This window comes from Gordonibacter sp. An230 (assembly GCF_002159915.1).
Taxonomy (GTDB): Bacteria; Actinomycetota; Coriobacteriia; order Coriobacteriales; family Eggerthellaceae; genus Rubneribacter.
This window is the reverse complement of record NZ_NFJP01000017.1, coordinates 1-21,188: the sequence shown is the minus strand read 5'-3', so window position 1 is coordinate 21,188 and position 21,188 is coordinate 1. Positions and strand designations below refer to the sequence as shown.

The following is a 21,188-nucleotide window of genomic DNA, read 5'->3' as shown; positions in this document are numbered from 1 at the left end:
CGTCTTGCGATTTGCGGTTTGTCAAAGCATCGCTATCTGGGGTTTGCGCCTCGTCGGAATCGAGTGCTGTGCAAAGCGGGTGCTGAAATTGTCATAGGCGCCGATTTGCGCCCCATGTCTGCGGCGGTCCGTCGTTGAGCCAAGGTCGGTGTGAGCGTTTGAGCAAAGCCGCAAAGCGCTGAGTTCGAAAACCCATGCCAAGATCGACGGGGTGAGTCGCCCGTTCGCCGTCCCGCATGTCGGCTCGTACGGTGCGTCGACGCCCGTCGCACGGGATGTCTTCTGCGTGCCTGACTCTCGGTCAGCTTGGAGCCGGTCGCTCAAGGTCGGTGCCCCAAACAGAATTGTCCTCATTTTGGGACGCGTGCCGCTCCCTAGTCCTCGCGGCCATCGGGTTCGAAGCGATAGCCGATGCCCCAGACGGTTTGGATGACGCGCGGGTCGGAGGGGTCGTCCTCCACCTTCTCGCGCAGCTTCTTGATGAACACCGTGATGCTCGACGTCTCGCCAACGAATTCTTTGCCCCATGCCGCCTCCACGAGCTGCTCCTTCGACAGTACGAGGCTGGGACTTTCCGCCAGTGCGTAGAATATCTTGAACTCCTTGGGCGTGAGCGCCAGACGATCGCCGTCCTTTGTGACGCGAAACTGCCCGCGGTCGAGCACGAAGCGTCCCGCGTACAGGATGTCGCCTCGCGACGCGGCGGGCGCGGCGGCCATGCTCGCGCGGCGAAGGTGGGCTTCGATGTGCATGAGCAGCTCGCGCGGGTCGAACGGCTTCACCATGTAATCGTCGCCGCCGGCCTGGAAGCCCACGCCCTTGTCTACGATATCGCCTTTCGCGGAGAGAAAGATGACGGGGCACGTGATGCCGCGCTCGCGCATGAGCCGACAGGTGGTGAAGCCGTCCATCTTTGGCATCATCACGTCCATGATGACGAGGTCGGGCGCCTCCCGCTCGACGGCGAGGAGGCCCTCGGCGCCGTCTTCGGCGTAAGCGAACGCGTATCCCGCATCGCCCGCCATGCTGCTCACGAGACGCGCGATGCTGGTCTCGTCATCGATCAGAAGGATCTTCTTCATCGTAGTCCTCCGTATCCACGGCAACGTAGGGTATGCGCACGGTGAACGTGCTGCCGAGCTTGCGCGCCGACTCCACCGAAACGCTGCCCCCGTGCAGCTCGGCCAGCTCCTTCACCACGGCCAGGCCGAGGCCCGTGCCGCGGTAGCGGCGGTTGGGCGACTGGCTGGCCTGTCGGTAGCGCTCGAAGATACCCTCCTGGTCGGCTTCGTCGATGCCCATGCCGTCGTCCGAAACCGCCACGGCGATGCGGTCGCCGTCTAACGTGGCGCGCACGTCCACCTTGCCGCCGACGTGGGTGTACTTGATGGCGTTGTCCACGAGGTTCTCGACGATGCGCCGGAGCTTCTCCCAGTCGGCCATCGACACGGGCACGTCGGCATCGGTCTTCGCGGTCAGGGAGATGCCCTTGTTCTTCGCCACGGGTTCGAGCGACTTCCTGACGAAACCCAGCAGGTCCACGAAATCGACCGGCTCCACCACCAGCTCGTTCTTGTGCGCCTCGGCTTTCGAGATGGTCAGGATGTTGTTCACCATGTTGAGCAAAAGCGTCGCGTTCGCTTCAATCTCCTCCACGGCGCTGCGCGTCTTGGCGTCGAGCGAGTCGACCTCGCGCAGGATGCGCGCGAACGCGAGGATGGAGGTGAGCGGCGTGCGCAGCTCGTGGCTCATGATGGCGAAGAACTCGTTTTTGTAGGCGGTTTCCTCGCTGAGACGGTCGAGTGCACGCTTGAGCTCGGCTTTCTGGAACAGCAGCAGGTCATTGAGCGCCGAGAGCTTGTCGGTTTGGCTGCGCACTTCGCTCTCGAGGTCGGTGTAGAGCCGTTCCAGCTGCCGGGCCATCTTGTCGAAGTCATCAGCGAACTCGGTGAGCTCGTCGGGGCCGCCCACGGTGCGCGTCTCCAACTGGTAGGAGAAGTCGCCCGCGCCGATCTGCTTTGCCGCGCGTCCGAGCACGTCGAGCGGGTGCAGCACGAGCTTGCTCACGGCGAAGTAGATGCCCGCGCAGGCCAGTACGAGCACGAGCAGCACCATGAACACCTGCTGCAGCACGCTCGTGCGCATGCCGTCGGCGTAGATGTCCATGGGCTCGGTGATGGACACGGCGCCGCCGATGTCGCCCACCCGCATGCCCTCCTTCTCATAGCCGAACTGGTCGAGCTCGCCGACGGGCTCACCATGGCATTCGAGGCAGGTCTCGGTCACGTACAGCGGCTCGGCGTAACGGAATACGCGCCGACCTTCTGCGTCGTAGCCCACGTCGTAGTACGCTTCGAGGGCCGCGTCGGCATCGAAGGCGTCGAACGCCTGCTGCTCGAACTCGTCGGGAGCGTTCGCCGCCTGCCGCGGGGTGGGGCTTGTGTACTGGATCTTGTAGTCGGTATTCATGGTGAACAGCGTGCTCACCGATTTGGCCGCGACCACGCATACGAGGGCCTTCGTGCGGAAGGCGCCGTCCTCGGTGCGGTTGATGGTGTTCTGGTTGATGTCGATGAAGTCCCACATCGCGTGCATCTCGTCGGCCAGCACTTCGGCCTTCTCGCGCGCCTCGTTTTCGGCCTGCTGCTGTTGCAGCTGGACGTTCCACAGCGCGTCGACGGCCATGAGGGCCACGATGAACGCGCCGATGAACACCGCGAACTTGAAGCGGATACTTCGTTTGAACGTCATGGCTGCCTCCCCTGGAAGCGCATCCCGACGGCAAACCCCTTGTGCATCGTCAGGTGCGTGCAACCTTTTCCCGCGCATAATTATCCGACAAACCCGCCTGCGCGCAGCGGAGAGTTTCCGAAGGTAATACTTTTTTAATATCTGGCAGCGCTTTCTTAATCGAATGTTCCATTGCAGAATATTGAACCGATGCGCGCGCCTGGGGAAAATGGGGTCGGCGGAGGAACGGGGGAGCCAAGTCCCGCCGCTGTTTGGGAATCAAGACGAGGAGAGGAGTGCGATATGAGGAAATCCGCGGATCAGGGGCTGCCGTCGCTGTCGCGACGCACGTTCGTCACGGCCGCTGCTACGACGGGAGCCGCCGCAGTGTTGGGGCTCTCCGGATGCAGCCCGAAGGCGGAAACGGATGCTGGCGCGGGCGACGGCGCCGAGGGCGCGGCGACGGATCCCTACGCCGACGCGCAGGTGTTCTATTCCACCTGCCCGCCCGAGTGCCAGCACCACAACCTGAAAGGCTACGTGGTGGACGGGAAGCTCGTGAAGGTGGAGTCGTCCGAGCTGAACGACTGCGCGGCCTGCGCGCGCGGTATCAGCCGCTCGCAGATGGTGAACGACCCCGACCGTCTGACCATGCCGCTTCTGCTGGACGGCGAGAAGGGCAGCGGCAAGTTCAAGGAGATCAGCTGGGACGAGGCTTATCAGCTCATAGAGCAGAAGCTCAACGACGCCATCGCCTCCGACGGCAACAAGTCCATCTGCTACGTCACCGGCTCCGGCAACTTCGGCGCCATGCACGGCCCGGTGGCTGACGCGTTCTTCGCGCATCTGGGCGGCGCGTCCACCACGGTGGGGTCGCTGTGCTGTGCGGGCACCACGGCGGCCATCGTCCCCATCTACGGCAAGCGCTTCCTCGACTGCCGCAACCAGATCGAGAACAGCACCTACGTCGTGGTGTGGGGCAACAACCCCGCCATCTCGAAGCAGGGCTACTTCCAGCGTTTCGAGCGCGTGGTGGAGAACGGTGGCAAGCTCGTGGTGATCGATCCCATCTACACGGAGTCGGCCGCCAAGGCCACCGACTGGCTGCAGCCCTGGCCCGGAACCGATGCGGCGCTCGGCCTGGCCATGCTCAAGGTCATCGTGGACGAGCGGCTCTACGACGAGGAGTTCCTGCTCGCGCACACGTGCGCGCCATGCCTCGTGGACCGCGCGACGGGCGAGCCCGTGCTGAAGGACGTCGACGATCCCGCGTCGTTCGTCGTGTTCGACAAGAAGAGCGGCGAGGTGGTGCCGCACGACCAGGGCGGCATCGAGGCGGCGCTCGCGCTGGACGGCACCGACGCGGCCGATGCCTACCGAACCGAGTTCGAGCTGATCTACGCCGAAGCCGAGCCCTGGACGCTCGAGGCGGCCGAGGAGGAGTGCGGCGTCCCCGCGGCGGACATCGAGCGCATCGCGAAGGAGTACGCCGGTGCCGAGCACGCGATGATCGTGCAGAACATGGGCGGTTTCATGCGCACCGAGAACGGCACGTACGCCACGGCCGTGGGCGCGTACCTGGTGGCGTTCTGCGGCCAGGTGGGCCATGTCGGCGACGGCGTGAGCGACGCGGGCGGCATGAACGAGGTGGCCACGGGTAACCTGATCGAGGTGCCGAAGGTGGCCGAGGAGATGGCGGCCATTCCGCGCTTCAGGTTCGGCGAGGCTGTCCTCAACGAGGATCCGGTGAAGGTGAACGTGCTGTGGTCGATGACGGGCAGCCCTATGACGCAGTGGCCCAACACGGGCATGGTGAAGAAAGCGCTTGAGAAGATCCCATTTGTGGTCACGGTCGACCAGTACCTTACGCCGACGGCGCTGTATTCCGACCTCGTGCTGCCGTGCACCGGCATCTTCGAGACCGAGGGCGTGCTGGCCAACGCGCGCAGCCACTGGATCCAGCTCATGGAGAAGGCGGTGGACGGTCCGGGTGAGTCGAAGAGCGATCTCGAGATCTTCGCCGAGCTTGCCCGTCGCTTCGGCTTCGGCGATGCGTTCGACGTGCCCATGAAGGACCTCATCTCCAACGTGCTTGCGCCCACGGGCGTCACCTACGACGAGCTCGTGGAGAAGAAGGCCGTCGACGTGGTGGGCAAGGACTACATCCCCTACAAGGATGGCGTGTTCTTCACTGCGTCGAAGAAAGCCGAGTTCTGGGTGGGCGCCTGGAAGAAGGAGGGCTTCAACCCCATCTGCAGCTACACCCGTGCCGAGGAAGACGCGCGCAACGGTGATGAGCTGGCGGCGAAGTACCCGCTGTTCAGCGTGCAGCGCAAGACGTACCGCAGCGTGCACTCCACGTTCAACAACCTCGAGTGGATGGACGAGGTGTGCGACCGGCAGCCGGTGGTCCTGCTGAACAAGGCGGACGCCGAGGCGCGCGGCATCGCCGACGGGGATGCGGTGGTCGTGTTCAATGATCGCGGCGAGCATCGCGGCGTGGCCGAGGTGAACGACCGCATCAAGGCCGGCGTGGTGGGCTTGCAGAACGGGTGGTGGGAGCAGCAGGGCGGTTCGTCGAGCTACGTCACCAACGACAAGTGGAAGACGCTCGGAGGCACCCACTGCTGCAACCAGACCCTCGTCGACGTGAAGAAGGAGGCGTAAACCATGGCGCTCGGATTCTGGATGAACAACAAGAACTGCTACGGATGCAAAACGTGCTCCATCGCCTGCAAGAGCGAGAAGCAGCTCGGCCAGGGCGTGCTGCTGCGCCATGTCACGGAGATCAAGCAGGACGATCCGCGGGCGCTGGCGTTCCTGTCCATGTCGTGCAACCACTGCGACGAGCCCGCGTGCGCGGCGAACTGCCCCGTGCAGGCCTACACGAAGCTGGAGAACGGCATCGTACGGCAGAACCACGACCTGTGCATCGGCTGCAAGACGTGCATCGAGGCGTGCCCGTACCATGCGCCCTGCTACGACGAGCAGGAAAGCAAGACGCACAAGTGCGATATGTGCGTCGATCGGCAGGAGCGCGGCGAGCTGCCCGCCTGCGTGGCGGCGTGCCCCGGCATGAACATCGCGGTCGGCGAGATGGCGGACCTCGAGAAGGCGCACCAGGCCGACATCGTGTCGGACGACGCGGTGGGGACGAAGCCGAACTTCGTGATCACCGTCGATCCGGCGCTTTCCGCCGAGCCCGACGACGCCGCCGTGGAGGCGCGCGCCGCCGAGCCGGCCGCGTCTAAGAGCGCGAAGAAGGCGTAAACCCCTACTGCTCTGCGCGCCTCCTCCCTCCCGGCGCGCACGGTTTCTGCGAGCGGCCCCGCATTGTCGGGGCCGTTTCGCCTGTTCGGCGGCATCCTCCGGAACGTAGGATGCCCCCTGAGCCCAAGATGGTTCGCTTCGACGATGGCGCGCGCCGCCTCCGTTTCCCTACCATGCTCTCCGCGCGGGGGAGCCGGCCGAGCTTCCGGCCGTCGCGCGGACGAGAACAGGAGAGGAAGGAGACCGATGCACGCACAACGCAAGATCGCGCTGGTCGCGGCATGCGCCTTGCTGGGGACGGTCGGCATAGCCGGCTGCGCTCCTCAAGCGAACGAGGCGCTTGCGACGGACGACCAGCAAGCCTCGCAAGCGGAAGGACGCGACTACACCGACGAGCAGCAATCCATCATCAAGGGCGAGGAGGGCACCACCTACGACGGCATCACGCTCGACGCCTATCCGGGCAAGGACTACCTCGACGGCATGCGCGACATGTGGGACGCCAACGTCGACCAGTGGGCGCCCGAGCTGCGCACGCTGCCGAGCGGCCAGATCGTGCAGCGCGCCCCGAGCGAGCCCGCCGAGCGCGCCCGTCAGGGCAAGACGCCGTACAACATCTACCGCTTGAACAACGACAACCGCGGCTGCAACAGCTGCCATGCCGACCTCGACGCCACGCTGCAGCACCTCGCGCAGACCATGCACCCCTCGCCGAACAGCGAGGCGCTCGACGCGGTCACGACGGTGGACCAGTGCCTGTTCTGCCACACGTACTCGCCGGGCTACATCCCCACGCAGTACGAGTTCGGCACGCTCGTCCACAACGTCCGCCACGGTTTGGAGGCCGGCGGCCGGTTCGGGGACGGGCGCGAAGGAGTCCCCTGCTCCCGTCATGGCGCTTCATGCGACGCCCAAGGAGCTCGTCGGCGCCGTTCGCCGGAGGGTTTTGCGCTTGCTGTCGGAGGGCGAGGCCTCCGCTCGGTATAATCCTTGTGCCTTGGCATGCGAAAGCGCCCGTGCCGAAACGGCTTCGCGATCCTTTCAGAATCCGTTTCGGCATCGGCCCTTTGCCTGCGATCACCCGCCGGAAAGAGGAGCCGACATGGACATCGTCCAGATCATCAACGACATCGACGCCTTCGTGTGGGGCCCTCCGATGATTATCCTTCTGCTGGGCTCGCATCTGTACCTGACGTTCCGCACGAGGTGCGTCCAGCGCAAGCTGCCGACGGCCATCAGGCTGTCGGTGACGAAGGATCCCGACGCCCCGGGCGACATCAGCCAGTTCGGCGCGCTGACCACGGCGCTGTCGGCCACCATCGGCACGGGCAACATCGTGGGCGTGGCCACCGCCATCCTCGCGGGAGGACCGGGCGCTGTCTTGTGGATGTGGCTCACCGGCGTGTTCGGCATGGCCACGAAGTACTCCGAGACGTTCGCCGCCGTGAAGTACCGCGTGCGCGACCATAAGGGAAACATGCTGGGCGGGGCGATGTACGCATGGAAGCGCGGTTTCGAGAAAGGCGGGCGCGCGCCTTGGTGGGCCGCCCTCGGGGCTGGCGCGTTCGCTCTGTTCGCAGCCGTCGCATCGTTTGGCATCGGCTCGGCGGTGCAGTCGAGCGCCATGACGGGCATCATCCTGTCGAACGCTCCCGGCATACCGGCATGGGGCATCGGGCTCGCCATCGCCATCATGGTCTCGGCGGTCATCTTCGGCGGCGTGAAGGTCATCTCGAAGGTGTGCGAGAAGCTTGTGCCGTTCATGGCCATCGCCTACGCGTGGGGCTGCATCGTCATCATCGGCATGAACTGGGAGTACGTATGGCCTGCCCTCTGCCTCATCTTCGAGTGCGCCTTCACCCCGAAGGCGGCTTTCGGCGGCGCGGTGGGGTCGGGCATCATGATGGCTCTGCAGTTCGGCTGCGCGCGCGGCCTGTTCTCCAACGAGTCGGGCCTGGGCTCGGCGCCCATCGTGGCGTCGGCGGCCTCCACGCGCAACCCGGCGCGCCAGGCGCTCGTGTCCATGACCGGCACGTTCTGGGACACCGTGGTCATCTGCGCGCTCACGGGCATCGTGCTCGTGTCCACGATGTTGGCGAACCCCGGCATCATGGAGGGCGGCACCATCGCCGAAGGGGCCGACCTCACGAGCGCTGCGTTCGCGAGCATCCCCTACATCGGCACGCCCATCCTCGTGATCGGCATGATCCTGTTCGCGTACTCCACCATCCTGGGCTGGTCGTACTACGGAAATCGCTGCGCAGCGTACCTGTTTGGCAAGCGTGGCGTGCGTCCCTACCAGGTGCTGTACGTGGTCGTCGCGTTCCTGGGAGCCGTGGGCGTGGGCGATGTCGTGTGGACCGTCTCCGACATCACGAACGCCCTCATGGCGGTTCCGAACATCGTCGTGGTGCTCTTGCTCTCGGGCATGATAGCGCGGGAGACGCGCCACTACGTGTGGGAGGGCAACCTCGACGAGGCCGACGGCGCGTCCATACCGGTGATCGAGAGCAAGTAGCTCGATTTGCCGGAGGCGGCTGGCGGGTCGCTTCTCTTCGGGGCGCACAAGCGTCGGGGGCTTCGCCGCCAAATCGACGTCGGCGTGCGTCTGCGGTCCGGCCGCCGACCGATCCGCCCCGGCGGCCAATGGGGGCTTGCGCTCGGGACGGGCCGCTCCCGCATGCGGATGCGGGTGGTGGAAGCTCGCCTAGGCGAAGCGTGTCGAGCGTCTTCCGCCCGTTCCCGTTCGGGCGGCGGAGCGGAGTGCGTGCCGATGTGCGTGCCTCGCCCGTCCGGCTCCCATGCGGGTCGTCTCATGCCTCTTCGAAGGCAGGCCTCCTGGTTCGGCTTGCGGGGCTCGTCCGTGGATTTCGGCCGCTTCGTCGGCGACCGTGTCGCTGGGCCGAGACGCGTCCGCAGCGTGTAGCGTCCATAGCGTATAATGTCCCGCATGGAAACGATTGCGATCATAGGGGGCGGCGCATCGGGGCTCGCGGCCGCCGTCTCTGCGGCGCGCACCCTCGCGTCGTTGGGGACCGCCGCTCGCACGGAGGTCGTCGTGTTCGAGGCCGACGAGCGTGTGGGGCGCTCGATTCTCGCGACGGGCAACGGGCGATGCAACTTCTCGAACGCCTGCGTGAGCGCGGATGCGTATCGCAACGCGTCGTTCGTGGCCGGGGTTCTCGGAGCGCTTGCGCCCTGCGGCTCGGCCGATCCCGTGCACGCCTTCTTCGCCGACCTCGGGCTTCTGTGGCGAGAGGAGGGCGACGGACGGCTCTATCCGCTTGCGAACAAAGCGTCGAGCGTGCTCGACGTGCTGCGCGGCGCGCTTGCCCGCGAAGGCGTGCGCGCGCAGCTCGGGCATCGGGCGACGCGCATCGACCGGCCCGGGCAGCCCGGCGGACGCTACCACGTGCGTTTCGAGGACGGCTCCATCGCGCACGCGCGGGCCCTGGTCGTGGCGACGGGTGGTCGCACGCCGCGCGGCCTTCTGCCCGACGCGCTGCCGTTTCAACCTCAGCATCCGGTGCTCGGGCCGTTGCGCACCGAAACGGCCCCGGTTAAGCCGCTCAACAACATACGGGTGCGCTGCGTGGCGACGCTCGCGGGGCCGGATGGAGCGCCGAGGGCGTCCGAGGCGGGGGAGATCCTGTTCCGCGACTACGGCGTGTCTGGCATCGCGGTGTTCAACCTGTCGCGCATCGCCCGGCCGGGCGATGCGCTCTTGCTCGATCTCGTGCCGCAGCTCGACGAGCGCGCATGCGAGCGCGAGCTGCGCGCTCGTCGCGTCCGCCTCGGCGCGCCTACGGGGGAGGAGCTGCTTGTGGGCATGCTGCTGCCCCAGGTGGCGCGCGCGGTGCTCGGGCAGGCGGGGTTGCGGCCCGATGCGCCGTTCGCGGACGGCGACGCTTCCGTGCTCGCGGGCGCGCTCAAAGGGTTCGCGCTTGCGGTGCGCGGCGTCGGCGATGCGCGGCAGTGCCAGGTGACGCGTGGCGGATTCGACGTTTCGGCGTTCGACGCGCGCACGATGGAGGCGCGGGGGCTGTCGGGTTTGTTCGCGGCAGGAGAGGCGCTCGACGTGGACGCACCCTGCGGCGGTTACAACCTCCATTGGGCATGGGCGAGCGGCATCGTCGCCGGTCGCGCTGCGGCGAACGCGGTCGGACGGCGCGAGGGGGAGGGCCGTCGTGCTTGAGGTGGCAAACGTGAGGCTTCCGCTCGATGCGGGGCTGCCCGGGCCGACTGCCGAGGCGCTCGTGCGCGCTGCGGCCGCCGACGCGCTCGGCGTTGCGGAGGGCGACGTGCGCGACGTGCGTCTTCTCAAGCGCAGTGTGGACGCGCGAAAGAAACGCGACGTTCATTTCGTGGCGAGCCTCGCCGTGGATCTGCCCGGCGACGTCGAGCGGCGCGCGCTTGCGGCTTCGGCGGCGCGGGGCGGGGCAGTCGCGGGGACGCGCGTGAAGCGCTACGAGGCGCGCGAGCCCTTGGCCGTACCCGACCTCGCCAGCGCGCTCGAGGCGTCCGGCGAGCCGCGTCCTGTCGTCGTGGGCGCGGGACCTGCCGGCCTGTTCGCGGCGCTCTATCTGGCGCGCGCGGGCTTGCGACCCCTTGTGCTCGAGCGCGGCGGCGATGTGGACGCTCGCCGGGAAGCCGTCGCGGCGTTCGATGCGGGCGGGCCGCTCGACGTGCAGACGAACATCCAATTCGGCGAAGGCGGGGCGGGGACGTTCTCGGACGGGAAGCTCACCACGAACATAAAAAGCCCGTACGCGCCCCACGTGCTGCGCTGGCTTGCGGACGCGGGGGCGCCCGGGGAGATCCTCTGGCAGGCGAAGCCCCACATCGGCACCGACTTGCTTGCGAACGTCGTGCGCGCCCTGCGCGCGCAGATCGAAGATGCGGGCGGCGAAGTGCGGTTCTTCGCGCAGCTTGTGGGTCTTCGTTTCGAGAGCGGGCGGCTTAAGGCCCTCGACGTGCGCGACGGGCGCACGGGGGTTCGGGGACGCATCGCCGCCCGTCGCATGGTGCTCGCTTGCGGGCATTCGGCGCGCGACACGTTCGAGGTGCTGCATGGCGTCGGCGTGTTCTTAGAGCAGAAGCCGTTCTCGGTGGGCGTGCGCATCGAGCACCGCCAAGCCGCCATCGACCGGGCTCAGTACGGGGATGCCGCCGCGCATCCGGCGCTCGGGGCGGCCGACTACAAGCTGGCCGTCCACCTGCCGGAGGGCCGGAGCGCCTACACGTTCTGCATGTGCCCTGGCGGCGAGGTGGTGTGCGCCGCCAGCGAGGAGGGCGGCGTGGTGGTGAACGGGATGAGCCGCTTCGCCCGCGACGGGCTGAACGCCAATAGCGCGCTTCTCGTGGGGGTGGGGCCGGAAGATTTCGGGAGCGATCACCCGCTTGCGGGAGTGGCGCTGCAAAGGCGCATGGAACGTGCGGCCTTCGAGGCGGCGCGCGCGGCCGGCGGTGCGCCGTACGAGGCTCCCGCTCAGACGGTGGGCGACTTCCTGGCCGGGCGCTCCGGAAACGCGAGCGCGACCGTTCGCCCCACCTACGCACGCGGTGTGGCCTGGTGCGACCTGCGCGAATGCCTGCCGCCGTTCGTAGCCGATGCGCTGGCCCGCGCGTTGCCGCTGCTTGATCGCCGTTTGCACGGCTTCGCCGATGGGGACGCGGTGATGACCGGCGTGGAGACGCGAAGCTCGAGCCCTGTGCGCATCGTGCGCGACGAGGGCCTCCAGGCCCTCGTGCCGGGAAAGGGAAGCGCCTCGCCCGCCGACTCCCTCCCTGTGCGTGACGCGCCTTTCGCGGCCGCCGGCTCTCGGCGCCCGCGAAGCGAAAGCGGCGGGGTCGGCGCCTTCGGAGCGTGTACGGAAGGCTTCTCGGGCAGCGGACTGTATCCCTGCGGCGAGGGGGCGGGATATGCGGGCGGCATCATGAGCGCTGCGTGCGACGGGCTGCGCGTGGCCGAGGCGCTGGCGCACGCCTTCGGATGACGGGTCGCGAGGACGGCCTTTCCCGCGTCCGCGGCAACGCCCCGCCCTTTTTCGGGCGCGCGCCCGCTTCCGCCCTTCGGCCCCGCCCCGCCGCGTCCGGGCGACCGCATCGGGTTCGGGCGGGCGCTTCGCATCCGGCCCTCGATGGGCCCGAGGACGCATTGGATGCGACGACGGGCGGCTAGCCTTCTTCTCCCAGCTCTCGCTTCCAGTCGAAGTCGGCTGGCGGGGCCGTGGGCGCGCCAGCTGGTACGGTGCGCCCTCCCGTGCGGTCGGCCTCCTGGGTCCGTCCGTCCCACAGGCATGCTCCCATGTCCACGTGCGCCTCGTCCGCGAACGCGACGCCCTCTGCCTCCAGCAAGGCGCGCTGCGCATCCGCGCCGCCGAACGCATAGGTGCCGCACAGGCTGCCGTCCTTGAAGATGACGCGATGGCAGGGGACGCCTTTCCCGTTCGCCCAGGGCTCGGGGTTGCTGCGCAGGGCGTATCCCACGTAGCGCGCCGAGCGCGGCGATCCTATCATCCGCGCGATCTGGCCGTAGGTGGCAACCTTCCCGCGCGGCACGCGCCGCACCGCCTCGAACACTTTCTCCGAGAACTCCCCCACCAGCGCGTTCCTCCTTCCGCTCTTATCCTTCCGGACGAGACGCGCCCGTCGTCCGGAGCCTTTTGCGCCGTCGGCCGCATGCTACCATAACGCCGCGGTGGTTTCGCGCGGCGCGTTTCGAACGGGAAGGCCGCGCCCTCCCTTCCGACGGTCTTTTTTCGGAAGATGGCCGTACGGCGTGGTAGAATGCACCGGTACACCTATTGGCACAGATGGTTGCGCCGGGCACGGCGCGGGGCCGGGCTCGCCGCGGCCTCGGGGGAATGCGGGTGAGAATCCCGCGCTATACCAGTAACCGTAAACGCCGACGGAGGGAAGGCCGCCCCGCCCATGCAGCGGGGCTCCCTTCGGACGAAGCGAAGTCGGAATGCCCATCCATCGCGTTCAGCCCTGGAAAGAGAGGTTCCGGCCATGCTCGGTTCTTGCCTCGCGCGCGATCGCGTGCGCTCCGACGCCCGAAAACGGGCGGGCTTCCCTGAAAAACTAGCATCCGCGCTCCTTGCTTTCGCGCTCGCCGTCTCCTTGGCTCCGAGCGCCGCTTGGGCCGAGGCGGGTGCGCCTGATGACGGCGCGCCGTCACGATCCTCCGCTGCCTCCGAGACTTCCGTGGCGGACGAACGAGCTTCCGCCGAGGGCGGCGTTCGTCCGACCGGAGGCGAGGCGGTCGCGGCCGCCGATGGCCCCGGGGTTTCCGATGGGACCGTCTCCGGCGTCGAAGCTCCCGTCTCGGACGAAGCGTGGGGGTGCGCCGCCGCGGGAGGCGCTGAGGGGGAACCTTCTTCGGGCGCGGACGTAGCTTCTCCTGATGGGCCCTCGCCGCTCGCGGGCGAGCCCGCGAAGCCGTCGGAGGCTGCGGAAGCCGCATCGGGCGGTGCGGAGGCGTCAGAGGTCTCGGCGACGGCCTCGCTTGTCGGGCGCGATGCCGAGGGCGGCGTCGAGACGTGGGCTGCGCCGCGCTCGTACACGCTGGATGCGGGCGCCTCGGTGGCGGATCTCACCGAGGCGATGTTCGAGGCGAATGGCATCGAGGCGAACGTTTTCGCCCCTTCCTCGGGATCGAGCTGGCAGGTGAACAGCATCACCTCTCCGTTCGACGACGACCTCGTGCTCGGAACCGACTTCGACACGGGCGAGAGATGGCACGTGTTCGTCAACGGCGTCGAGGTCGACCAATACGATCCTTACTTGCATAAGCGCGAGCTTTCCGCAGGCGATGCCGTCGTGTGGTTCTACTCCGTATCGGGCGAGGAGCCTCCGGCCGCCGAGATGTCCGTTTCCCTTTCGCTCGTGGGGCAGGATGCGCGCGGCGTTTCCCAGACATGGCTGCCCGAGGCGTCGATCTCCTTGCCGCAAGGGTCCACGGCCGCCGACCTCACAGAGGAGCTTTTCGCGCAGGAAGGCATCGAGGCGGACATTGTCACCCCTGATGAGCAGGGTTATTGGATGCTCAACGAGGTGACTTCGCCCCTCGATCCCGACGTGAAGCTGTCGTGGGACGCGCAGACGGGCGCGTTCTGGCAGCTTTTCGTGAACGGGAAGATGGCGGAGGTGGGCGCCGATGCCTGCGCGCTTCAGCCGGGCGACGTGGTGACATGGTGCTACGGCGCCGACGGGACGCTTCCCGGGCAGGTGAAGGCGTCCTTGCAGGTGATCGGCCGGGATGCGGACGGCGTCGCGCAGACGTGGCTCGCCTCTGCCGAGACGGCGCTTGTCGAGGGATCGACGGTTGCCGACCTCACGAAGCTGCTGTTCGCGAAGGAAGGTCTTGGCTACCGGGCGAGCCAGACCGAATGGGGCTGGTCGCTCGATGCCGTCACCTCGCCGTACGACGACGGCCTCACGCTGGGGACGGTGCAAGAGGGGGGTGCGTGGCGGTATTGGCGGCTGCTCGTGAACGGCGAGCCGTGCGGCTCCTACGCCGACGGCTACGCGCTTCGCCCGGGTGATGCGGTGACGTGGTACCACGCGGCTTTCGGCGAAGGCCTTCCCAACGAGGACGGCATCGTCGTCAGCCCGGATGCCCCGCGTCCCGATTGGGAGGCGTTCTGGCCGGGGTTCGCTTCCGGTGCGGCAGCCACGCAGGCTCCCACGCCCGCAGGGGACGCGCAGGAGGCGTGGGTGTCCGACTTGAAGGACCCCTCCGACTACAGCACGTACGTCTCGGACCCCCTCGTCGTGAACGGGCGGGTGTACGTGGCGGTGGGTCGCCAGCTGCGCGCGTTCGACGCCGCGACCGGTGCGCGCGTGGGCGTCGCGGCGCTGGCCGCGCCCATCGACTCCGTGGCGCGCATGGTGTACGCGGACGGCATCGTGGTGGTGCCGCTGTCGGGCGGTCGCCTTCAGGCGCTCACGGCCGATGCTTTGGCCACCGTGTGGGTCACCGCCGAGTTGGCGCCCATCGACGATACGGGGACGCAGCAGGCGCTGTCCTCGCTTGCGGTGGACGAGGGGCGCGTCGTGTTCGGCACGGCTTCGGCGGGCTGGTCGGGCGAGTCGTACAACGGGTATCTTACGTGCGTGAGCTTGGCGGACGGCTCTATTCTGTGGCAGCGGCGAAACGAGGAGGCGGGCTATTACTGGGCCGGCGCCGTGTTTGTCGGCGATTGGGCGGTTATAGGAGACGACGCCGGCGCGCTGACCGTCAGCGACGCCGCGTCGGGCGAGACCGTGGGGCTCCTCGATATGGGCGCTCCCGTTCGCTCGACCGCAGTGGCAGGCTCGCGGGAGGGCACCGTGTTCGTCGTCACCTCGGATGGCGTGCTGCACAAGGTGCTGGTGGACGCGCGCACCGGCGCGCTTTCCGAGGAGGGCCGGGTGAAGTTCGGCTCGTCGAGCACCTCCACCCCCACGGTGGCGAACGGCAAGGTGTACGCGGGCGGCGCGTCGCGGGAAGGCGTCGAAAACGAATGGGGGTACGTGACGTACGGCGGTGTGCTGGCCGTCATCGACGAGGAGTCTCTCGCGCTCGAACACGAGGTTCTGACGTACGGCGAGGAGGCCGTGCCGTTGCCGGGCGATTCGAAGTCCGCTCCGCTCGTGTCGACGCAGGACGACGGAACCTACGTCTACTTCACCTGCAACGCCAGGCCCGGCGGCATCTACCGCTACCGGGTGGGCGACGCATCGGCCCAGCTCATGTACGAGCCCGATGCCGACCATGCCCAATATTCGATGTCCTCGATCGTTTGCGGCTCCGACGGCATGCTGTACTACGTGAACGATTCCGGCGCTCTCTTCGCTGTGGGGGCGGCCGCGACGGGCGGAGAGGGCGACGGAGGGGATGGCCCCTTGGGCCCGGACGGCTCGAATCCGCCGGTAGGCGACGCGGGAGGCGGCGGTGCGGACGAAGAGGCGGATCCCCGCGATCGAGGCGCCTTCGCTGCCGCGCCCCCGTCGAAACGGCCTCTTTCTCCAGGTGACGCACGGGATGCGGTCGAGGAGGAGGCTTTCGAGGATGCGCCCGAAGAGGAGGTCCCTGACGAGGAGGCGTCGTCCGAGGTCGCGGCGCTTTCGATGGAGCCCCGCGACGGCGCGAACGGCTCCGGGCGCGTCGCGGTCGCCTCGGAGGAGGACGGAGGAGCGCCTCGAGAAGAAAGGGGGATTCCTTGGCTGCCAGTGGCTGGCATCGCCGTCGGCGCGTGCGGGCTCGCCGCTTCCCTTGCGTGGTTCGTGCGCGCGCAGCGTGGGAGCGGGGAAGGAGGGGCGCGATGACGCACGGGGACCGCAAAGATTCAGCCGCTGCCGCAGCGCTTTCAGTGGGCGATCTCCCGATGCGGGGCGAGGAAGGCTCTTCGACCGACATCGGGTCGTGTCCGCAGGGGGCTCCCTGTGTCGCCCGTCGCATGCCAAGCGCGCGGAAGCGCATCGCCGCAGGCGCTGTTGCTGCGGCGTCTGCCCTGATCATCGTTTTCTCCGTTGGGGCGCTCTTCGGAGAGCCACCGACCGTATCCGATTGGTCGGCGGCATTGCAAACGACGGCGGAGGTCGCGGAGGCTCCCACGCCGTCTGCCGACGCAGGCGTCGAGGGCACGGACGTCGCCGCAGGCAACGTTGAAGACGGAGGAGCGGTCGAGGATCCGGCGTCTGCCGGCGCCGACGATAAAGGCGCTGCCCCCGATTCTGCCGGTGCCGTCCCGGCCGAACACGGCGTCGATGCGCCGCAGTCCGCGGACGGCGGGCAGCCTTCGCCCGCCTCCGGTTCCGGCGGCCCTTCGTCCGACGGCGGCGCAGGCTTGGACGGGGCGGGTGGAGGCGCAGCGGAGCCGGCGGCCTCCGTCGCCGTGCGCATCTCCGTGGATTCCGGCAACGTCGGCTCGCCGGTGTCGTATTCCGGCACGCTCTCGTTCGAGGAGGGCGCCACGGTGTACGATGCGCTCTGCGGGACGGGGCTTGCGCTCGCCACCCAGTGGAACCCGCTCCTGGGCTCGTTGTACGTGTCTTCCATCGGCGGGCTTGCCGAGAGGCATGCCGGCTATCCCGGCAGCGGTTGGAAGTACTTCGTCAACGGGGCCGAGCCTGGTTACGGCTGCAACGCCTACGTGCTTTCTGACGGCGACTCCATTGTATGGAAGTACGTGCTCTCTTCGAGCGAGGGCCTGTAGGATCTTCGGGAGGCGGCGAGTGAACCCCTTTGCGGCATGGCATCCGGCGGTGGCGTTCGCGTTCTTCGCGGGCGTCATCGCGTTGTCGATGGCGGCGATGCATCCCGTGTACGTGGCGTTGTCGTGCGCGGGCGCGCTCGGCTGCCTCGCGGCGGTGCGCGGCGGGCGGGCGGCGCTGCGCGCCCTTGCATGGGCCGTGCCGCTCGTTGCCGTGGTGGCTGCGGCGAACTGCCTGTTCGTGGCATCGGGATCCACCGAGATCGTGCGCGTCGGCACGCGCGCGGTGTACGTGGAGGCGCTTGCATACGGCCTCGTCGCAGGCGGGATGCTGGCCAGCGTGCTGCTGTGGTTCTCGTCGTATGCAGTGTGCATGGGAAGCGAGGACACGCTCGCGCTGTTCGGGCGCGCGCTGCCGACGACGACGCTCATGGTTTCGCAGGTCATGCGCCTCGTACCGCAGTTCGTGCGGCGCGGGCGCATCGTGGCTGCTGTGCAGGACGCCGCGAGCGCCGCCGCGCCCGCCACGGCGCGCGAACGGGCTCGCGGTCGGCTGCGCGTGACGTCGGTGCTGATGGGATGGGGAATGGAGGACGGCCTCATCCGCAGCGATGCCATGCGCGCGCGCGGCTACGATTGCGGCGTGCGGCGCACCACCTACCGGCGCTACCGCTTCGGAGCGGTGGACGCGGCGCTTGCGGGGACCGTCGTCGCGCTGGTGGTGGCGAACGCCGCGTTGGCGTTTGTGGCGTGCGGGCAGTTCCGGTTCTACCCCGCGCTGAGCGCGCTCGTGCCGTGGTGGGGTTACGGCGCGTACGCGCTTCTGTTGGCGGTGCCGATCATGCTGCGGGCGAGGGAGTGGTGGCTATGGCGGAAGTGACGGCGCGGAGGGGTGCGGGCGCGCATGCGGTCGCAGGGGCGGCGGCGCTTGCGGCGGGGGCAAAGCTTCCCGCGGCAGAAGCGGCGGGCGTGGAATTCGAAGCCTCCTTCGCGGGTGAGACAGCTTCGGTGGAAGAGACGGCTTCGGCGCCTGAAGCCCCTCTCGTTCGCGTGGCGGGCTTCTCGTTCTCCTACGAGGAGCCCGACGGCTCGCTGCGACCGGTGCTGCGCGATGTGTCGTTTGCGGTTAAGGAGGGCGCGTTCTGCGTGGTGACGGGGCCGACGGGCTGCGGCAAGACCACGCTTCTGCGTTCGCTCAAGCCCGAGCTGGCTCCGGTTGGCGTGCGCGCGGGCCGCATCGAGGCGTGCGGGCAGGTGCTGCTCGACGCGCCGTCTGCCGAGGAATGCCCGTACGCAGCCGCAGATCGCGCCAAGGCCCCCTCCGCAGCCTCCGCTCCCGCCTTCGATCCTCGCGCTTGCGGTCACGTTTCCGCGGCGCAGGCCGCTCCTCTCCCCAAGGCCGCCTCTGCCGCTTCCGCCCCCGACCCCCGCATCCGCGCCGCGCAGATCGGCTTCGTCATGCAGGACCCCGACGCGCAGCTGGTGTGCGACACCGTGCTGCACGAGCTGGCGTTCGGGTTGGAGAACCTCGGCACGCCGCAGGACGAGATGCGCCGCCGCGTGGCCGAGGCGGCTCACTTTTTCGGCATCGAGCCGTGGCTGCACGCCGCGTGCGAGACGCTGTCGGGCGGGCAGAAACAGATCGTGAACCTCGCGGCCGCCCTTGCGCTGCGCCCGCGGCTGCTTCTGCTCGACGAGCCAACGGCCCAGCTTGACCCGAACGCCCAAAGCCAGTTCATCGCGCTTTTGGCCCGCGTGAACCGCGACCTGGGCGTCACGGTGGTGATGTCCACGCATGCGCCCGAGGACGTGGCCGGCTGCGCCACCTGCCGCCTCGAGCTGGGCGCGCCGCTCGCCCCCGCGCCCTGCGCCGTGGCGTGCGAGCGGCTGCGCCCGCGCTGGCGCGCCCGCGCCGAGGCGCTGGCGGCGAGCGAGCCCTGCCTCGTCGTGCGCGGCGCGCATTTCCGCTACGGTCGCGGCGAGCCGTGGGTGCTGCGCGGGCTCGATCTCGCGGTGCGCCGCGGCAGCGTGCACGCCGTGGTGGGTGGCAACGGCTGCGGGAAGTCCACCCTGCTCAAACTCATGGCGGGTGTGGAGAAGCCCCAGCGCGGCCGGGTGGGAAACGCGCTCGCGCGTTCGCAGGCGCTTCTGCCGCAGGATCCCAAGGCGCTGCTCGTGTGCGACAGCGTGGCCGAAGAGCTGGCCGAATGGCGCGCCCGCTGCGGTTGGGCGCCCCACGACGAGAGGGCGATGCTCTCCCGCTTCGGCCTCGACGGCTGTGAAACCCTGCATCCCTACGACCTTTCCGGCGGCCAGCAGCAGATGCTCGCGTTGGCGAAGCTTCTGCTCACCGGCGCGCGGCTGCTTCTGCTCGACGAGCCCACGAAGGGCCTCGACCCGCAGGCGTGCGCCGACATGGCGCGCACGCTGCGCGCGTTGGCCGACGAGGGGCGCACTGCGGTTCTCGTCACGCACGACCTCGACTTCGCCTACGTGGCTGCCGACGAGGTGACGATGCTGTTCGACGGCGAGGCCGCCTGCACCGAGCCTGCGGAGGCGTTTTTCGCGAACAACCTCGTGTATCGTCCCAGCGCCGCGTCGCGCCTGTTCGCGCTCATAGATTGACGGGGGGCGCATGGGGCGGATCGCATCTCATATTGTGGAGGCGGCGGCTGTCGGCGCGGTGCCGGCGGCGCTCGCGGCGTGCGCGGTCGCGGGAGTGGAGCAGGCGGCTCTGCTCAGCATGGCGGTGGTCGTGCTTTCGCTTTTGCTGTTCTTCGCAGGATACGAGAAGGGCCGTCCGCGGCTGCGCGACACCATGCCGGTGGCGGTGCTGGCCGCGCTGGGGGCGGCGGGACGCATTCTGTTCGCGCCCATCCCCAGCTTCAAGCCGGTGGCGGCCATCGCCATCGTCGCCGGGGCGGTGTTCGGCCGTCGCAGCGGCTTTTTGGTGGGGGCGCTCGCGGCGCTGGCGTCGAACTTCTTCTTCGGGCAGGGGCCGTGGACGCCGTGGCAGATGTACGCGTGGGGGCTCACAGGCTATCTTGGCGGGGTTCTCGCGGCCGTGGGCGCGTTCGGCCGCACACCGGTTCTGCTCGGCTTTGGATTTCTGTCCGGCATCCTGTACGGCCTCGTGCTGAATCTGTGGAGCATCATCGGCTTTTACCATCCGCAGACGCTGGCCCAAGCCGCGCTCGTGTACGCCGCCGCCCTGCCGTTCGACGTCGTTCACGGACTGTCGACCTCCTTCTTCCTTGCCATGCTCTACGCTCCGTGGAAGAGAAAGCTCGATCGCGTGAAGCGCAAGTACGCTTTGGTTTGATGGTGCGCGCAAGGGGGCCGGGACGTTGTTGGAGGCTGCCGCCTCGCCCCTTCGGCTTCGCTTTGATGCGCATCAGGCGAGGTCTTGGCGAGGGCTTCGCTCTTCGCCGCTGAACCAGGATCGAGGTGAGGCGGCGCTCGTCGGGTTTCGGATCGAACCCCTTGCGGCCAGGTGAGGCGGAGGCCTCCCCGCTGCGCAAGGGAGCCCTCCCAAGCGTCGGCGGGATCTGCCCGGCGGACTTTCGTGACGTCTGCCGACCTCGGTTTATCGGCGGATCTTGTCCGTTTTTGCTAGGAATTCGCGAATGGGGAGCGGCTTGCGGTTTTCGAAGCCGTTCCCAGCCCCGCTTCGCTGTCCTTCGCGTTGCGCGTTTTCGAGGTCCCGAATTCGCCGCGCTTTCTCGATGGGCGCGAAGGGGAGATCGCGGGCCTTCCTGCCTTCCGGTTTCTTCGATCGGTCTTTGCGGCATGCGGCCTCCTTTTTGCGTTTTTCGAGACTTTGAAGACTGTTGACCGATCAAAGGCTTTCGGTGCGCGGCTGCGCTTTCTCCGCCGGACCGGCTTCGAATGCCTGCCGGTGCCCTGGCTGAACGTCGATGGGCGGCCCTTCGGGGCGCTCCCTCCCTCCCTCCTGTCTCTTATACACAACCCGACCCCACGAGACCG

Annotated in this window: 14 protein-coding genes; 11 read left to right on the top strand and 3 right to left on the bottom strand. The window is 68.2% G+C overall.

The features are described 5' to 3' along the window. Nucleotides 1–374 precede the first annotated feature (374 nt). Entirely contained in the window at nt 375–1,082 is a 708-nt protein-coding gene (locus tag B5F40_RS09815; RefSeq protein ID WP_087194162.1) for a response regulator transcription factor, read from the bottom strand. After that, nucleotides 1,057–2,751, bottom strand: coding sequence for an ATP-binding protein (locus B5F40_RS09810; protein ID WP_087194161.1), 1,695 nt, complete (start codon nt 2,749–2,751; stop codon nt 1,057–1,059). The genes B5F40_RS09815 and B5F40_RS09810 overlap by 26 nt, the downstream gene beginning before the upstream one ends. A gap of 282 nt (nt 2,752–3,033) precedes the next feature. Here B5F40_RS09810 and B5F40_RS09805 point away from each other — a divergent pair, with 282 nt between their 5' ends. The 6 genes from B5F40_RS09805 to B5F40_RS09780 all read left to right on the top strand — a co-directional run bounded on the left by B5F40_RS09805 (nt 3,034) and on the right by B5F40_RS09780 (nt 11,996). After that, nucleotides 3,034–5,397 (top strand): molybdopterin-containing oxidoreductase family protein, encoded by a 2,364-nt coding sequence (locus tag B5F40_RS09805; protein WP_087194160.1) that lies wholly within the window; start codon nt 3,034–3,036, stop codon nt 5,395–5,397. Nucleotides 5,398–5,400: 3 nt separating this feature from the next. Next, complete coding sequence (locus B5F40_RS09800) at nt 5,401–6,000, top strand: 4Fe-4S dicluster domain-containing protein (RefSeq protein ID WP_087194159.1); 600 nt, start codon at nt 5,401–5,403, stop codon at nt 5,998–6,000. Between the two features lie 246 nt (nt 6,001–6,246). Next, on the top strand, nt 6,247–6,987 hold the full coding sequence (locus tag B5F40_RS09795) for a hypothetical protein (protein ID WP_239442993.1): 741 nt from the start codon (nt 6,247–6,249) through the stop codon (nt 6,985–6,987). Nucleotides 6,988–7,102: 115 nt separating this feature from the next. Continuing rightward, the gene (locus tag B5F40_RS09790) at nt 7,103–8,518 is read left to right on the top strand and encodes an alanine/glycine:cation symporter family protein (RefSeq protein WP_087194158.1); all 1,416 of its coding nucleotides are present in this window, start codon (nt 7,103–7,105) and stop codon (nt 8,516–8,518) included. Nucleotides 8,519–8,950: 432 nt separating this feature from the next. After that, the gene (locus B5F40_RS09785; protein ID WP_239442992.1) at nt 8,951–10,195 is read left to right on the top strand and encodes an aminoacetone oxidase family FAD-binding enzyme; all 1,245 of its coding nucleotides are present in this window, start codon (nt 8,951–8,953) and stop codon (nt 10,193–10,195) included. Then, on the top strand, nt 10,188–11,996 hold the full coding sequence (locus tag B5F40_RS09780) for an NAD(P)/FAD-dependent oxidoreductase (RefSeq protein ID WP_087194156.1): 1,809 nt from the start codon (nt 10,188–10,190) through the stop codon (nt 11,994–11,996). The genes B5F40_RS09785 and B5F40_RS09780 overlap by 8 nt, the downstream gene beginning before the upstream one ends. 181 nt (nt 11,997–12,177) lie before the next feature. Here B5F40_RS09780 and B5F40_RS09775 read toward each other — a convergent pair whose 3' ends face one another. Beyond that, a complete protein-coding gene (locus B5F40_RS09775; protein WP_087194155.1) occupies nt 12,178–12,603 on the bottom strand; it encodes an MGMT family protein in 426 nt (141 codons plus the stop codon). Nucleotides 12,604–13,014: 411 nt separating this feature from the next. On the opposite strand from B5F40_RS09775, the gene B5F40_RS09770 reads away from it, so the two are divergent. From B5F40_RS09770 to B5F40_RS09750, 5 genes are read left to right on the top strand one after another with little or no spacing between them, the layout of a single operon-like run. Beyond that, nucleotides 13,015–16,314, top strand: a complete 3,300-nt coding sequence (locus tag B5F40_RS09770; RefSeq protein ID WP_087194154.1) for a DUF4430 domain-containing protein — start codon at nt 13,015–13,017, stop codon at nt 16,312–16,314. Further along, nucleotides 16,311–17,204, top strand: a complete 894-nt coding sequence (locus tag B5F40_RS09765) for a DUF4430 domain-containing protein (RefSeq protein ID WP_087194153.1) — start codon at nt 16,311–16,313, stop codon at nt 17,202–17,204. The genes B5F40_RS09770 and B5F40_RS09765 overlap by 4 nt, the downstream gene beginning before the upstream one ends. 19 nt (nt 17,205–17,223) lie before the next feature. After that, the gene (locus tag B5F40_RS09760) at nt 17,224–18,081 is read left to right on the top strand and encodes an energy-coupling factor transporter transmembrane component T (RefSeq protein ID WP_087194152.1); all 858 of its coding nucleotides are present in this window, start codon (nt 17,224–17,226) and stop codon (nt 18,079–18,081) included. Continuing rightward, the gene (locus tag B5F40_RS09755) at nt 18,069–19,826 is read left to right on the top strand and encodes an ABC transporter ATP-binding protein (RefSeq protein ID WP_087194151.1); all 1,758 of its coding nucleotides are present in this window, start codon (nt 18,069–18,071) and stop codon (nt 19,824–19,826) included. The genes B5F40_RS09760 and B5F40_RS09755 overlap by 13 nt, the downstream gene beginning before the upstream one ends. A gap of 10 nt (nt 19,827–19,836) precedes the next feature. After that, the gene (locus tag B5F40_RS09750) at nt 19,837–20,523 is read left to right on the top strand and encodes a DUF6580 family putative transport protein (RefSeq protein ID WP_087194150.1); all 687 of its coding nucleotides are present in this window, start codon (nt 19,837–19,839) and stop codon (nt 20,521–20,523) included. The last annotated feature ends 665 nt before the right edge of the window (nt 20,524–21,188 follow it).

Excerpts from the sequence above, each read along its gene's own strand:
- B5F40_RS09815 (WP_087194162.1), bottom strand. The coding sequence starts at position 1,082 with ATGAAGAAGATCCTTCTGATCGATGACGAGACCAGCATCGCGCGTCTC.
- B5F40_RS09785 (WP_239442992.1), top strand. The coding sequence starts at position 8,951 with ATGGAAACGATTGCGATCATAGGGGGCGGCGCATCGGGGCTCGCGGCC.
- B5F40_RS09805 (WP_087194160.1), top strand. The coding sequence starts at position 3,034 with ATGAGGAAATCCGCGGATCAGGGGCTGCCGTCGCTGTCGCGACGCACG.
- B5F40_RS09810 (WP_087194161.1), bottom strand. The coding sequence starts at position 2,751 with ATGACGTTCAAACGAAGTATCCGCTTCAAGTTCGCGGTGTTCATCGGC.
- B5F40_RS09790 (WP_087194158.1), top strand. The coding sequence starts at position 7,103 with ATGGACATCGTCCAGATCATCAACGACATCGACGCCTTCGTGTGGGGC.
- B5F40_RS09770 (WP_087194154.1), top strand. The coding sequence starts at position 13,015 with ATGCTCGGTTCTTGCCTCGCGCGCGATCGCGTGCGCTCCGACGCCCGA.
- B5F40_RS09750 (WP_087194150.1), top strand. The coding sequence starts at position 19,837 with ATGGGGCGGATCGCATCTCATATTGTGGAGGCGGCGGCTGTCGGCGCG.
- B5F40_RS09795 (WP_239442993.1), top strand. The coding sequence starts at position 6,247 with ATGCACGCACAACGCAAGATCGCGCTGGTCGCGGCATGCGCCTTGCTG.
- B5F40_RS09800 (WP_087194159.1), top strand. The coding sequence starts at position 5,401 with ATGGCGCTCGGATTCTGGATGAACAACAAGAACTGCTACGGATGCAAA.
- B5F40_RS09755 (WP_087194151.1), top strand. The coding sequence starts at position 18,069 with ATGGCGGAAGTGACGGCGCGGAGGGGTGCGGGCGCGCATGCGGTCGCA.
- B5F40_RS09765 (WP_087194153.1), top strand. The coding sequence starts at position 16,311 with ATGACGCACGGGGACCGCAAAGATTCAGCCGCTGCCGCAGCGCTTTCA.